Below are 13590 nucleotides of genomic sequence, written 5' to 3'. Positions count from 1 at the left end.
CGGCGAGCGTTCCTGCCTCGGTTCCTCTCCTGGCGCAAGTAAAAACCGAAAACTTATCGTGGCAAGTGTATCGCGTAGGCCCCGAGGCCGCGCCGAGCACCATCCGGCTCGGCGTCAAGGCCCGCTCCTCCCGTGGGACTCATCGCGGTCGCCAGGTCGCGCCACGCCCCTCCGTTTCGACCGGCTCCAGTGCGTTCGGGGATCGCACCACTCGGGGGCCAACGGACTCGGCGCTCGGCGCCGAGGCCTGCGCGTCTTCGTCCACGCTCCCGGCCCGATGCTGGGCCACCAGCTCGTTATGCTCGCGCACCTGCGCGGTGCGGTTAGCGATGCTCACCAGGATGGGGGTAGCCAAGAAGATGGAGGAGAACACGCCTTCGATCACGCCGATGAGCTGGATCAGCGCCAGATCCTTCAGATCGCCCACACCCAGCATCCACACCGCCACGACCATCAGCGCCACGATGGGCAGGGCGGAGATCACGGAGGTAGAGATGGAGCGCATCACCGTCTGGTTGATGGCGGCATTGGCGGCCTCGCCATAGGTCTGGGTGCGCGATCCCAGGATCCCGGCGGTATTTTCCCGCACCTTATCGAACACGATCACCGTGTCGTAGATGGAAAAGGAGAGCACCGTGAGCAGGCCGATGATAGCCGCCGGCGATACCTCGAAACCACAGAGGGCGTAAATCCCGGCGATCACCACCGCGTCGATGATCAGGGCAATCATCGCAGCCGCGGCCATCTCCCGCTTGAGCCGCACGGCGATGTAGAAGAAGGCGAGAACCAAGAACACCACCATGGAGACCACCATGCGCTTGGTGATCGTGGAGCCCCAGGACTCCGAGACGGTGGAATCGCCCACCGCATCCGGGGTGGGCTTCCCCGCGGCGTCCTGCGGCTGATAGGCCTCAAAGAGCGCCAGGCGGGCGTTGTGAATCTGTTCCTCGCTCAGGCGCTGGGAGTTGATCTCCAAGGTAGCGGTGGAACCGGAGCCCACCACCTGGGTCAGTTCGGGTTCCACCCCGGTCGCCTCCGCGAAGGTCTGGGCCACCTCCTCGGTGCTGAGTTGGGCGGCGGGCAGGCTCATCTTGGTACCGCCCTCGAAGTCAATGCTCATGTCGAAGCCGCGCAGGCCCACGGCCAGCGCGCTCAGAGCCACCAATGCCGCAGCAATCCAGTACCACAGGCGGGAGCGGCTGATGAAGTCGATGCCCCCCTCGCCGGTATACAGGCGGTCGAAAAAGCCCATCCGGGGGGCCGTCGTGGTGGTTGTGCTCATCGTTCCTCCTTGGAGCCCTCGGTCGCCGCTGCCTGGCGCGCCTGCGCCAGGACAAAGACCTTACCCATGCCATTGACGGCGGGTTTGGACCAGAACGGCCTATCCGCGGCAAGCTGCATCAGCGGTGCGGTGACCAGGAAGGTCACCACCAGATCAAAGACGGTGGTCATGCCGAGGGTAAAGGCAAAGCCCTTGACCTCACCCACGGCCAGGAAGTAGATGACCACGGAACCGATCAGCGTCACCATATTACCGGTGATCACCGTACGCTTGGCACGATCCCAACCGCGTCGGGTGGCGGAACGGAAGGTATGCCCCTCGCGCACCTCGTCCTTGATGCGCTCGTAGATCACCACGAAGGAATCGGCCGTGGCGCCCAGGCCGATGATCAGACCAGCGATGCCGGAGAGATCCAGGGAGTAATCCACCCAGCGCCCCAGCAGCACCAGCGCGCCGTAGATGACGACACCGGAGCAAACCAGGGTAAACAGGGAGATCAACCCGTAAAGGCGGTAGTAGGCAAAGACAAACACGGCGATGGCCGCCATGCCCACGATGCCCGCGATCAGGCCCGCCTTGAGCGAGGCCTCACCCAGGGAGGCAGGAATCGTCTCCGTAGTACCGCCGGACTCTCCGTTTTCACCCGCGAAGGACAGCGGCAGCGCGCCGTAACGGAGGTTATTGGCCAGGGTCTGAGCCTCCTCCTGCGTGAAGTTGCCCGTGATCGAGGTTCCGCTGCCCACCGGGGTGGCGGACTGGATAACGGGGGCGGAGATCACCTGGGAATCCAGGGTGATGGCTACCTGCTTCTTCTCGTACTCCGTGGTGAGCTTGGCCCAGGTCTCCGAGCCGCCACCGGTGGCAAAGGCGAAGTTGATCACCATCTGTCCCTGCTGGGCATCGTATCCGCCAAAGATCTGCTTGTCGGTATCAATCTGCGCGCCGGAAAGCCGGGTGCCATCCTCTCCTGCCGGCCCCACCAGCACCGGCGCGGGATCGAGCAGGATCACCGCCCGCGTTCCCTCGCCCGCGCTGGGGTCGCACGTCACCAGGGGCTTGGCGGGATCGTCGGTGCCCTGGAGCGGGTCGATCGAACCATCACAGGTCAGCAACGTGCTCGCCGCCAACTGGGTGGTGGGATCCTCCGACTGCCGATCCTTGCGCAGCATCTCCGTGAGTTCCTGGCGGCGCTCGGTGGCCTCGATGGAGTTAGCCGGCTCCGGCTTGGCGGTGGCCACCACCTCCGGGGCCTTCATCTCCTCCTGCCCCTCCGGGCGGGCGGCGTTGATACTCTCCACCGTCTTAGTGATCGCGGCCGTGGCATCCTCCCGGGAGAGCACGCCGTACTCCACCCACCGATGGGCCATGTCGCGGACCACCTCGGGGTAGGCCGCCAGATCCGGGTTGCCCCCCTGGGCCACCGGGCGGAAGAGCAGCTTGGAGGTCTGCCCCAGGGCACGGGCCTGCGAGGTGTCCTCGCCCGGGACCGTGATCACTAGGGTATTGCCATCGGTCATCACAGAGGCACCGCTAACACCCATGCCGTTGACGCGATTTTCCATGATCGTGCGAGCCTGGGCGAGCTGTTCCTGAGTCGGCTGATCTCCCTGGGGCACCAGGGTCACGCGCGTTCCGCCCTGGAGATCGATGCCGAGCTTGGGCGAGGCGTGACGATCCCCCGTCAGAAAGACCAGGGCGTACACCACCAAGACGAGCAGGAGGAACCCCGCCATCGCCTTATGCGGCCAGGTGCGGCTTGCCTTTGCGGCAGCCCGTGTTCTGGGTTGTGACACTACTTCCTTCTCCTCATTGGCTCGCGCCACGAGCGCGCAGCAGATGGTTCTTGTGGGAATCCAAGCCCACATGGTACGGCATGGCCGTGGCGATGGGAATGCGCAGGCATTAAGAGTCTTCCGGCTGCTCCCGCTGCGCCGCCGCGGCCTCGGCCACCGGTTCGACGGAATGCCCCGCGTCCAAGTTGCGCACCACCACCGGAAGTTCCCAGGTCGTGACCGTCCCGGGGGCGATTTCCAGCTCCACGCGATCCCCGCGCACCGCGCGTACCGTGCCGTGCAGACCAGAGGCGGTCACCACCCTGGCGCCGGGCCCCAGGCTGCGCTGTGTGTTCACGATCTCCTGCTGGCGCTTGCGCTGCTTGCTCACGAGCAGCATCTGCGGGACAAGGAACACCAAGAGGAGGCCGATGAGAAAAATCCATTCCATAGCCCCCTACTATCCCACGGGTGGCGCTCCCGCCGCGCTCTTACAGCCCGATGGCCCCCTCCGGGGGCTGCAACCCCAGGTGCCGCCAGGCGCTGGCCGTGGCCACCCTGCCTCGCCCCGTGCGCGCGATCAGCCCCGCGCGTACCAGATACGGCTCACACACCTCTTCGACGGTGGTGGGTTCCTCTCCCACCGCGATCGCCAACGTGTTCACCCCCACCGGGCCGCCGCCATGACCGCGCACTAGGGCCTCGAGTACCGCGCGGTCGAGGCGATCGAGGCCCAGCTCGTCCACGTCAAAGATTTCCAGGGCGCCACGGGCCGCCGCCACGTCCACGGAGCCGTTGGCATTGACCTCCGCGAAATCCCGGACGCGACGCAGCAGCCGATTGGCGATGCGCGGCGTACCCCGGGAGCGCGAGGCAATCTCCGTGGCGGCCTCGGGAGCAATACTCACATCGAGAATCTGGGCCGCGCGGGTGACCACGCGGGTGAGATCCGGCACGTCATAGAACTCCATCTGGGCGGTGAAACCGAAGCGATCCCGCAGCGGACCGGTCAGCATTCCGGAGCGGGTGGTGGCCCCCACCAGGGTGAAGGGGGGAAGATCCAAGGGAATGGAGGTGGCACCCGGGCCCTTGCCCACGATCACGTCGATGCGGAAATCCTCCATCGCCATGTAGAGCATTTCCTCCGCCGGGCGGGCAATCCGGTGGATCTCGTCGATGAAGAGCACGTCGCCCTCCATCAGGTTCGAGAGCATGGCCGCCAGGTCACCCGCGCGCTCCAAAGCCGGGCCGGAGGTCATGCGCAGGGAGGTGCCCAATTCCTGGGCCACGATCATCGCCATCGTGGTTTTCCCGAGGCCGGGCGGGCCGGACAACAACACATGATCGGGCACCACTCCCCTGTTCTTGGCCCCCCTCAACACCAGGGAAAGTTGCTCGCGCACCTTACGCTGGCCGATGAACTCCCCCAGGGACTTGGGCCGCAGGTTCTTCTCAATGTCCTGCTCCCCAGCGTTAAGCCGCGGATTGACCTCCTGAGAAGCGGAAGGCGGCTGCACCTGAAACTCGGTGCGTTCGATATCGGACACGGGCACCCCTAGTTCTTACCCAGGCTGGCCAGCGCGGCGCGCAGCACTCCCGCAGTGTCCAGGTCGGGCCGCTCTTCTAGCACCCGATCCACCGCGGATCGCGCCTGCTTCTCGGTAAAACCCAGCCCCATCAAAGCGTCTACCACGTGCCCGCCGTGGCCCCCCGCAGCCGGGGAAAAACCCGCACCGAGATCCTCGCTCGCTCCCACGGGCCGGCCCGCAAAGGACGCCACCTTGTCCTTAAGCTCCACCACCATGCGCTCGGCCATGCGCTTGCCCACGCCCGGAATGCGCTGTAAGGCCTTGGCGTCGCCGCCGGTAATGGCCTGGGCCAGCTCCGCGGGGCCAAACACGGATTCCGCCGCCAGGGCCAGCCTCGGCCCCAGTCCGGACACGGTTTGCAACACCGCGAACATCTCTCTGCTGGCGGCATCGGCAAAGCCATAGAGCACCATCGAGTCCTCCTTGACCGCCAGCGTGGTCATGACCGTGGCTTCCTCTCCCCGGCGCAGCGTGCCTAAGGTGGCCGGGGTGGCGCGGAAGAAGTATCCCACCCCGGCGCATTCGATCACGGCCCCGTGGAGCTCCACGCTCGTCACGGTGCCTCGCAGTGAAGCAATCAACGGGTTCCTCCTTGGGAAAGGGCAGAGGCCATGCGGGCGCGTTCCAATAGGGGCGCCCGCCAGCAGTGACAGACCGCCAGCGCCAGGGCATCGGCGGCGTCGGCGGGTGTGGGAGGCTCGCTGAGCCCCAGGATGCGGGTAATCATAACGGTCATCTGGCGCTTATCGGCTCGCCCGTTGCCGGAGACAGCCTTTTTCACCTCGCTAGGGGTGTACATGTAGACCGGGATGCCGCGTTCGGCGGCGGCGAGCACCAGGACGCCCACGGCATGAGCGGTATGCATCACCGTGGACACGTTGCCGCGCTCGAATACACGCTCGATGGCCACCACGTCCGGACGATACTCCGCCATCCATTCCGTCACGGCACGCGAGAGCCGCAGCAGCCGTTCCGATAGCTCCGCCCCAGCCGGGGTACGCACCACGCCCACCGCGATGGGTACCACGGAACGCCCGCGCCCGGCCTCCACCATGGAAAGCCCGCAGCGGGTCAAGCCGGGATCAATGCCCATCACCCGCAATCCCTCTAGGTTCACGCAGCCTCCTTGGTCGTACACTCGCCCCCCATTTTTAGCACATAATTACGAAAACCCCGGCGGCTGGAGGATCTCCAGCGCCGCCGGGGCGTTTCTCGGGAGGGCTTAAACCTCCAGCGCCGCCATCGCCTCGGGGCTCAGGCTCATATTCGTGTACACGTTTTGCACGTCATCGGACTCCTCCAGGGCGTCGATGAGCCGGAGGATTTTCTTGGCGTCGTCCGCCTCCAGGGGCACCTCCAGATCGGCACGGAAATCCTGCTCGTAGTCCTCCACCGGAATATCCGCCTGAGCCAGGGCCTCCCGCACCGCCGTCGTGTCCTCCGGGGCGCTCACGACCTCGAAGACCTCGCCCATCGCATTGACCTCTTCGGCCCCCGCATCGAGGACGGCCATGAGCACGTCGTCCTCACTCAGCTCCCCCTTGAGCACCTGTACCACGCCCTTGCGATTAAACATGTAGGACACCGCTCCGGAATCCGCCATGTTCCCGCCATTCTTGGTCATGGCCGTGCGCACCTCGGTAGCCGCGCGATTGCGGTTATCCGTCAGACACTCGATGAGCATGGCCACGCCGTGGGGGCCGTACCCCTCGTACATGATGGTCTGCCAGTCCGCACCGCCAGCCTCCTCGCCGGAACCGCGCTTGCGGGCGCGCTCGATATTGTCATTGGGAACGGAGGCCTTCTTGGCCTTCTTAATCATGTCGTCCAGCGTGGGGTTCGCCGCCGGGTCCCCGCCACCGGTCCGCGCCGCCACCTCGATGTTCTTAATCAGCTTGGCAAATTCCTTGCCTCGCTTGGCATCGTTGGCCGCCTTCTTGTGCTTAGTGGTCGCCCATTTAGAGTGTCCTGACATCTCGTGGGTCCTTTCTACGCCGCATGACTACGGGCCTAGCAACCCACCCACCGCGATGCCGGGGCGGGGAGGCGACCATAGCGCGATCAGCGGCTATCTCCGGGTACGGTTTTCTAGCTCGCTCGATTATACGCAGCGCGTTATACGCAACGCGCCCCGCCCGCTACTGGTCCCGCAGCGTGCGCGTTAGCCCCTCCTGAGCCACCGACGCCACCAGCTGCCCCTCCTGGGTATAGATCCGCCCGGTGCACAGCGCCCGCCCCTCACTCGCGCTGGGGGAAACCTGATCGTAGAGCAACCATTGGTCCACCCGGGCCTGGTGATGGAACCATATCGCGTGATCCAGGCTGGCCATCTGCACCAGGTGATTCCGGTGCGGTGCCATCGCCCCGTACAGGATGGTCATGTCGGACATGTATGCCAAGGCCGCGGCGTGAAAATCCGGGTCGTCCGGCATCCGCCGGCTAGCCCGGAACCACAGCCGCTGGTGCCCATAACCGTCCTCGGCATGGTTTTCCACCATGCGGAAATCCCAATCCTCCCACTCCGCAAAGAGCAGGAGATTTTTCTGCGGAAGGTATTCCCGACCATCGCTCAGCCCCTCCGGCGGGGGCACCTGCGGCATGGGAACGCTGTGATTGGGACCCGGATCACCGGGACGGCGGAAGTTCACATGACCCACGAAGAGGGTGCGCTCTGCCTGCGCGGCCCGCACGGCCAGGTTGGTATAGCTGCGCCCCCGGCGCACCGGGGTCACCTCCACGCTCATCGCCTGGGCGGCCTCGCCCCCGGACACGAAGTATCCGTGGAGGGAATCAACGACCTTCCCTCCTCCCGATTCCCGCCCCTCGCGCAGCGCGGCGATAGCGGCGGCCAGACTCTGTCCCACCACCTGGCCGCCGAATGTGCGCTTTTGCTTCGTTCCCGCGGCAATGCCTTCCCACGTAGCCCCGCCCTTGGGCTTCACGTTCAGGATCTTCTCTACGGTTTCCATGCGACGCTCCTCACAAAAATCGGTTTCTTCACACCGTAGCGGTTTAATGTGAGAAATAACACCTTGTAGGGACGGTGCGCTATCCCTCTAGGCTCCGAGCCAGCTCAAAATACACCGGCAGGGGCGCCGTTCCCCCCAGCCGCAGCATCCGGATCGCGGGGCGAGTGCGCAGCGCCCGGGTATCGGTGACCGCATCGTTATAAAACCTGCGCGCCAGCTCCACCCTGGCGGAGGCGTCTACCACCTGCGCGGGCAGCGTCTCCAGGCCCGCCAGGGCCTCCTCCATCGTGGTCTCCGCCAGCGCGCGGCGATCCAGCGCCGAGTAGTCCGCAGCAAGCAGCTCCCTCGCCTGCGGCGCGGCTTCGGGCACTAAGGCCTCCACCAGGCTGGCGCGGCGATCCAGGCTGGCATGAAGATTCTGCCGGGCGGAGTCGGTGCGAATGTGCAGCCTGTTGAGGCGCTGGGCCGTGAAATACGCCCAGGTCAGGGTCAGGGTCAGCAGCACCGCCAGTACAATCCATCCCCCCATCAGCGCACCCTCACCCTGGTGCCATCGGCCACCGTCTCGTACACCGCGCATACATCATCGGCCACGGTGGCCCAATCGTAGCGAGCGGCGCGCTGCACCCCGGCCTGGCGCAGCCGCTCCCGGTGCCCGGGATCGGCCAGGAGCAACCTGAGCTTCTCGCGCAGGTCCGCCGCCGAGCCATTCCTAAAGAGCAGTCCCGCCGGATGCGGTGCCTCAGCATCGCACACTGCGGCAAAGGCCTCCAGATCGCTGGCCACCACGGCGCAGCCCGCCGCCATCGCCTCGACCAGGACGATGCCGAAGCTCTCCCCACCGGTATTGGGGGCCACGTAGATGTCCGCGCGCCCCAGGATCCTGGCCTTGTCCTCGTCGCTGACCCGGCCCACAAAATCCACCCCCGGGACCTCGCGCGGCGTGCCTCCACCGATCACGGTCACCCGAACCCTCTCCCCCAGCCCCTCCAGGGCGCGCAACAGGATGTCCAACCCCTTACGGGATTCGTCGAGGCGCCCCAAAAACACGATCTCGGGTACCTCCGCACCGCCGGGCCGCCCGTGCTCGCTCCGCGCCCGGCGATAAACCTGGGTGTCCACCCCATTGGGGATAAGCACCGGATCCCCGCCCAACTGCTCCACCTGCCACCGCCGCGCCATCTCCGAGACCGCGATGCCCCCGCGGATTTTTTCCAGGTACGGGCGCAAAATGGGCAAGGCGGTCTTGAGCAACCGCGAGCCGGAGGCCGAAGCATGGTACGTGGCCACCAGCGGGCCGGAGGCGTACATCGTGGCGGCCATGGAATAACTGGGCGAATTGGGCTCGTGAATGTGCAGCACATCAAAGCGGCCACGTTCCACGAACGCGCGCACGTTGCGGAACACCTGCGGGCCGAAGGCCAGCCGTGCCACCGAACCGTTATAAGGAATGGGGATCGATCCTCCGCCGCGCATCACGTAGGGCGGCAGCGCGGTGGCCGACGCCGCCGGCCCCAGCACCTCCACGTGGTGGCCGCGACCGCGCAGCACCCGCGCCAGGTCAAGCACGTGGGCCTGAACCCCACCGGGTTCATCGAAGGAATAGGGGCAGACGATACCGATGCGCATGCGCCTACCCTCGCCGTCCGGCGTGGCGGGCCCGCCGCTCTTCGCGCAGGGCAACGTCGCTGGGCCACAACGGCTGAAGCATGTGCCAGTCCTGGGGATGAGCAGCGATATGAGCCGCAAAGAGATCCGCCACTCGCTGCATGGTGGGCCCCACCTCGCCCACCTCTATCTCCTCAGACACGGAAAATCCCCACGAGTCCGCCCCCTCGAACCAGCAATGCACCACGTGCAGAGGTGCCCCGGTTTGTCGGCATAGCTCCACCGCTCCCACCGGCATGGTGGTGGTTTCACCAAAAAACTCCACCTCCACGCCCCTGCGCTTAATATCGCGCTCGCCCAAAAGGCATACCACCTTGCCCAGCCCCAGGGCTTCCTTCAGGTGGGGAAAGGGCGGGGTGCCACCGGAGAGCGGGAAGATATCGAAGCCCAGGGACTCCCGGTACTCCACGAAGGCGTCAAAGAGGGCCTCGGGGCGCAGCCTTTCTGCCACCGACACCACGGAGCCGCAGGCATGAACCGCATAGACCCCGGCCATGTCCCAGTTACCAGAGTGCGGAAGCACCAGCACTACCCCCCGCCCCTTGGCGGCCGAGGCCGCCAGGTGCTCGGCTCCGCACACGAACCGGGCCAGCCGCTCCCCGAGGGCGCCATCGCGCGCCTGGGTGGGAAGCCGAAAGGCCTCGAGCCAATAGCGCGCGTAGGAACGCGTGGCCTCTCTCACCAGATCCCTGGTGACGTTTTCCGGCCCCACCACCCGCGCTAAGTTCCGGCGCAGCTGCTCCATGCCCCGGCCGCGATCGCTGGCGATGTCCGCCCCCCGCTCAAAGAGCCACCGCGCCCACGGCTCCGGCAGCAGGCGCACCGCGCGCCAGCCCGCGAGATAGCCCATCGTGCTCAGGTCCATACACCGCCCTTTCGTGGAGGTTCGTTAATCTTGCGCAGTCCGCGCTTCCTTCGATCCCGCCGGCGGGGCGGAAAGCTGCCCGGCTAGCGGAGATCGAGAGGCGAGGCGCAGGCGCTGGACAACGGTCACCACCGAACCCACCGCCAACGCCCAGACGGCCACATCCACCGCATAGGGCACGCCCATCCCCTGCAAACCGATGCCCACCAGACCAACGATCAATCGCTCCGGGCGCTCGATCAAGCCACCGACCATGCGGAATCCGCTAGCCTCACCGCGGGCCTTCACGTAGGAAATCACCTGGGAGCACACCAGCACCACCAGCGAGGCCGCCACCAGCGGCCGGGGGGCATCGTAGGAATACACCAACCACCACGTGATCGCGGCGAAAAGCGCCCCATCGGTCATGCGATCGCACGTGGCGTCCAGAGTAGCGCCGTACTTGGTTCCGCCGCCGCGCATCCGCGCCATGGTCCCATCGATCATATCCGTGGCGGCAAAGACGCCGGAGAGCACCGCGGCCCAGACCAGGTGGCCAGTGGGGATGAGCACCACCGATACGGCGATGGTCAGCACCGTGCCCACCACGGTGATGGCATTGGGAGACAAACCGGTGCGCAGCAGCGCCGAGGCCACCGGCTCGACCACCACCGCCGCGGGACGACGCCCGTAGACGCTAAGCATGGGAATCCTCCTGTGCAATCTCCGCCCATCCCTGGGCCAACAGCGCGCGGGTCTGGCGCAGCGTCTGCGCGAGCACCTTGGTACCCGCCAGCACGGTCATGAAGTTTGCGTCTCCCGGCCACCGGGGCACCACGTGCATGTGCAGGTGATCGCGCACCGAGCCACCCGAGCCGTGGCCCAGGTTCAGCCCCACGTTGATCCCCTGCGGGCGGGATACCCGCTTGAGGGTGCGCACCGCCTTTTGGGCGAAGGCCATGAGCTCGGCGCTCTCGGCCTCCGTGAGTTCCTCCAGTTCCGCCACCTTGCGGTACGGCACCACCATCATGTGCCCGGCGTTATAGGGAAAAAGATTAAGCAGACAATAAACGGTCTCCCCCCGGGCGACGACGAGGCCCTCCTCGTCGTCGCCGCGCGCCGCGGCGACGAAGGGGTCGGCGGGGGCGGTCGCGGTGACATACTGCATGCGATAGGGCGCCCACAGGCGCTGCAAGCCGTCGGGCTCCCCCGCCCCGGTGTCTTCCCAGGTCTCCTTATCGTCGCGCGGCAAGGCGTTCCTCATTCGGTTGCTCGTTGATGCGTTCGCCCACCCAGGCGGCGATGAGATCTACCGCCTCGGTCACGGGCACCCCGTTGATCTGAGATCCATCGAGGAAACGGAAGCTCACCGCCCCGGCCTCCGCATCGCGCCCCCCGGCAAGCAGCATAAAGGGAATCTTGCCGGTGGTGTGGTTGCGGATCTTCTTTTGCATGCGGTCGTCGGAAGAATCCACCTCCGCGCGGATGCCCCTCGCGCGCAGGGCTCGGGTCACCTCGCGGAGGTGCGGCACGAACTCATCGGCCACCGGGATACCCACCACCTGACGGGGAGCCAGCCAAGCCGGGAAGGCGCCAGCGTAGTGTTCCAGGAGCACCCCGAAGAACCGCTCGATGGAGCCAAAGAGCGCGCGGTGGATCATGATCGGTCGCTTCTTGGAGCCATCCGGGGCCGTGTATTCCAGGTCAAAACGCTCGGGCAGATTAAAGTCCAGCTGCACCGTGGACATTTGCCAGGTTCGCCCGATGGCGTCGCGCGCCTGCACCGAAATCTTCGGCCCGTAGAAGGCCGCGCCGGCCGGATCCGGCACCAACTCCAGTCCGGACTTGGCGGCCACGTCGCTAAGAATGCCGGTGGCGCGCTCCCATACCTCGTCGTCACCCACGTACTTATTCGGGTCCTTGGTGGATAGCTCCAGGTAGAAGTCGTCCAGTCCGTAGTCCCGCAGCAGGGAGATGATGAACTCCAACACATCGGTGAGCTCCCGCTCCAGCTGCTCCTCGGTGCAGTAAATGTGCGCGTCGTCCTGGGTGAAACCGCGGGCGCGGGTCAGGCCGTGCACCACGCCGGACTTCTCGTAGCGGTACACGGTGCCAAACTCGAACAGGCGCAGGGGCAGCTCGCGGTAGGACCTCCCCCGGGAGGCAAATATCAGGTTGTGCATGGGGCAGTTCATGGGCTTGACGTAGTAGTCCTGCCCCGGCTTGGTCTCCTGGCCTTCCGCATCGTACTCGGCGTCGAGCTGCATGGGCGGGAACATTCCCTCGGCGTACCAATCCAGGTGACCGGACTTCTTGAACAGATCGCCCTTGGTCACGTGCGGCGTATTCACGAAGGAATAGCCCGCGGCCAGGTGCCGCTGACGGGAGTGCTCCTCCATGGCAAAGCGCACGATCCCGCCATCCGGGTGAAAGACCGGAAAGCCCGAGCCGATCTCGTCGGGAAAGCTAAATAGGTCGAGCTCCGCGCCCAGGCGGCGGTGGTCGCGCTTCTCCGCCTCCTCCAGCATGGTGCGGTATTCCTCCAGGGCCTCCTTGGATTCCCAGGCGGTACCGTAAATACGTTGCAGCCCGGCGTTATTTTGGTCCCCGCGCCAGTAAGCCGCCGAGGTACGCATGAGAGCGAAGGCCGGAATGTACTTGGTGGTGGGCACGTGCGGCCCGCGGCACAGATCAAACCACTCCACCTCCCCCGTCCGGGGGTTCACGTTGTCGTAGGCGGTCAGCTCCCCGGCCCCCACCTCGGCGGCCTCATCAGAATCGGGATCGACGTTGCCCTTATCCTCGATCAGTTCGAGCTTGTAGGGCTCGGCGGCCAGGGCCCGGCGGGCTTCGTCCTGGGAGTGCCATACCCGGCGCACGAATTTCTGCCCGGACTTGATGATCTTCTTCATCCGCCTTTCCAGCGTGCGCAGATCCTCCGGGGTAAAGGGTTCCGCGGCATCGAAGTCATAGTAAAAACCGTTGTCGATGGCAGGGCCGATGCCCAGCGTGGTTCCGGGAAACTCGATCTGCACGGCTTGGGCGAGCACGTGCGCAGCGGAGTGGCGGATCACAAAGCGCCCCTCCTCACTACCGGCGGGCACCAGGAGGAACTCGGTGTCCGCCTCCGGGGCATGAGAAAGATCGCGGAGGTTGCCCTGCCGATCCTGCGCGCAGACGATAGCCTCCGGCCCCTTGGTGGGCAGATCGTGATCCCGCATCGCCGTGCCCACCGACACCCCGGCGGGTACGAGCAGGGACTTCTTCTCGGCAGAGTTCACCATAAGTATTCCGCGCTCCTTCTTTGCGCTCGCGCGGGCGACGGCATACCGGGCCGCCCCCACTGTTGTCCTCGCTGCTGCCCTGCCACCCCCGCGTCTCCGCACCGGGGCACGCTCGGGTCACAGGGCAGTAATCCGCCCACAGCATACCCCGACGGCGGTCAAACGCCCGCACTGCCGCGCAA

At 65.9% G+C, this 13590-nt stretch carries 14 protein-coding genes; all 14 read right to left on the bottom strand.

What is annotated here, in order from left to right; translation table 11 throughout:
- Window positions 1–139 precede the first annotated feature (139 nt).
- The gene (secF, locus tag H7347_RS02485) at window positions 140–1282 is read right to left on the bottom strand and encodes a protein translocase subunit SecF (protein ID WP_152820927.1); all 1143 of its coding nucleotides are present in this window, start codon (window positions 1280–1282) and stop codon (window positions 140–142) included.
- Window positions 1279–3015, bottom strand: a complete 1737-nt coding sequence (gene secD / locus H7347_RS02480) for a protein translocase subunit SecD (protein WP_152820925.1) — start codon at window positions 3013–3015, stop codon at window positions 1279–1281. The genes secF and secD overlap by 4 nt, the downstream gene beginning before the upstream one ends.
- Before the next feature lie 169 nt (window positions 3016–3184).
- Window positions 3185–3505, bottom strand: a complete 321-nt coding sequence (gene yajC, locus H7347_RS02475; protein WP_152820923.1) for a preprotein translocase subunit YajC — start codon at window positions 3503–3505, stop codon at window positions 3185–3187.
- A gap of 40 nt (window positions 3506–3545) precedes the next feature.
- Window positions 3546–4601 (bottom strand): Holliday junction branch migration DNA helicase RuvB, encoded by a 1056-nt coding sequence (ruvB, locus tag H7347_RS02470; protein ID WP_186337130.1) that lies wholly within the window; start codon window positions 4599–4601, stop codon window positions 3546–3548.
- A gap of 8 nt (window positions 4602–4609) precedes the next feature.
- Window positions 4610–5224 (bottom strand): Holliday junction branch migration protein RuvA, encoded by a 615-nt coding sequence (gene ruvA / locus H7347_RS02465; RefSeq protein ID WP_152820921.1) that lies wholly within the window; start codon window positions 5222–5224, stop codon window positions 4610–4612.
- Window positions 5221–5760, bottom strand: coding sequence for a crossover junction endodeoxyribonuclease RuvC (gene ruvC / locus H7347_RS02460; protein ID WP_186337129.1), 540 nt, complete (start codon window positions 5758–5760; stop codon window positions 5221–5223). Before ruvC ends, ruvA begins: the two co-directional genes overlap by 4 nt.
- Before the next feature lie 105 nt (window positions 5761–5865).
- Window positions 5866–6618 (bottom strand): YebC/PmpR family DNA-binding transcriptional regulator, encoded by a 753-nt coding sequence (locus H7347_RS02455; protein ID WP_152820920.1) that lies wholly within the window; start codon window positions 6616–6618, stop codon window positions 5866–5868.
- Between the two features lie 163 nt (window positions 6619–6781).
- Complete coding sequence (locus tag H7347_RS02450; protein ID WP_152820918.1) at window positions 6782–7612, bottom strand: acyl-CoA thioesterase II; 831 nt, start codon at window positions 7610–7612, stop codon at window positions 6782–6784.
- A gap of 79 nt (window positions 7613–7691) precedes the next feature.
- Window positions 7692–8141, bottom strand: a complete 450-nt coding sequence (locus H7347_RS02445) for a hypothetical protein (protein WP_152820916.1) — start codon at window positions 8139–8141, stop codon at window positions 7692–7694.
- Window positions 8141–9241 carry a glycosyltransferase family 4 protein gene (locus tag H7347_RS02440; RefSeq protein WP_152820914.1) on the bottom strand — a complete coding sequence of 367 codons (1101 nt, stop codon included), beginning with the start codon at window positions 9239–9241 and terminating at the stop codon, window positions 8141–8143. The genes H7347_RS02445 and H7347_RS02440 overlap by 1 nt, the downstream gene beginning before the upstream one ends.
- Before the next feature lie 4 nt (window positions 9242–9245).
- On the bottom strand, window positions 9246–10145 hold the full coding sequence (locus tag H7347_RS02435) for a phosphatidylinositol mannoside acyltransferase (protein WP_152820912.1): 900 nt from the start codon (window positions 10143–10145) through the stop codon (window positions 9246–9248).
- Window positions 10146–10169: 24 nt separating this feature from the next.
- Window positions 10170–10829, bottom strand: a complete 660-nt coding sequence (gene pgsA / locus H7347_RS02430; RefSeq protein WP_152820910.1) for a phosphatidylinositol phosphate synthase — start codon at window positions 10827–10829, stop codon at window positions 10170–10172.
- On the bottom strand, window positions 10822–11388 hold the full coding sequence (locus H7347_RS02425) for an HIT domain-containing protein (protein WP_152820908.1): 567 nt from the start codon (window positions 11386–11388) through the stop codon (window positions 10822–10824). Before H7347_RS02425 ends, pgsA begins: the two co-directional genes overlap by 8 nt.
- Window positions 11360–13408, bottom strand: a complete 2049-nt coding sequence (thrS, locus tag H7347_RS02420) for a threonine--tRNA ligase (RefSeq protein ID WP_152820906.1) — start codon at window positions 13406–13408, stop codon at window positions 11360–11362. The genes H7347_RS02425 and thrS overlap by 29 nt, the downstream gene beginning before the upstream one ends.
- Between the last annotated feature and the right edge of the window lie 182 nt (window positions 13409–13590).

The organism is Corynebacterium sp. zg-331 (genome assembly GCF_014267345.1).
Classification (GTDB): Bacteria; Actinomycetota; Actinomycetes; order Mycobacteriales; family Mycobacteriaceae; genus Corynebacterium.
Note: the sequence above shows the minus strand (reverse complement) of the source record. Positions and strands in the feature narration are given on the sequence as shown.

Coding starts and splice junctions, on each gene's coding strand:
- pgsA (WP_152820910.1), bottom strand. CDS start 10,829: ATGCTTAGCGTCTACGGGCGTCGTCCCGCGGCGGTGGTGGTCGAGCCG.
- H7347_RS02455 (WP_152820920.1), bottom strand. CDS start 6,618: ATGTCAGGACACTCTAAATGGGCGACCACTAAGCACAAGAAGGCGGCC.
- H7347_RS02425 (WP_152820908.1), bottom strand. CDS start 11,388: ATGAGGAACGCCTTGCCGCGCGACGATAAGGAGACCTGGGAAGACACC.
- H7347_RS02440 (WP_152820914.1), bottom strand. CDS start 9,241: ATGCGCATCGGTATCGTCTGCCCCTATTCCTTCGATGAACCCGGTGGG.
- H7347_RS02435 (WP_152820912.1), bottom strand. CDS start 10,145: ATGGACCTGAGCACGATGGGCTATCTCGCGGGCTGGCGCGCGGTGCGC.
- secF (WP_152820927.1), bottom strand. CDS start 1,282: ATGAGCACAACCACCACGACGGCCCCCCGGATGGGCTTTTTCGACCGC.
- yajC (WP_152820923.1), bottom strand. CDS start 3,505: ATGGAATGGATTTTTCTCATCGGCCTCCTCTTGGTGTTCCTTGTCCCG.
- H7347_RS02450 (WP_152820918.1), bottom strand. CDS start 7,612: ATGGAAACCGTAGAGAAGATCCTGAACGTGAAGCCCAAGGGCGGGGCT.
- secD (WP_152820925.1), bottom strand. CDS start 3,015: ATGGCGGGGTTCCTCCTGCTCGTCTTGGTGGTGTACGCCCTGGTCTTT.
- H7347_RS02445 (WP_152820916.1), bottom strand. CDS start 8,141: ATGGGGGGATGGATTGTACTGGCGGTGCTGCTGACCCTGACCCTGACC.
- thrS (WP_152820906.1), bottom strand. CDS start 13,408: ATGGTGAACTCTGCCGAGAAGAAGTCCCTGCTCGTACCCGCCGGGGTG.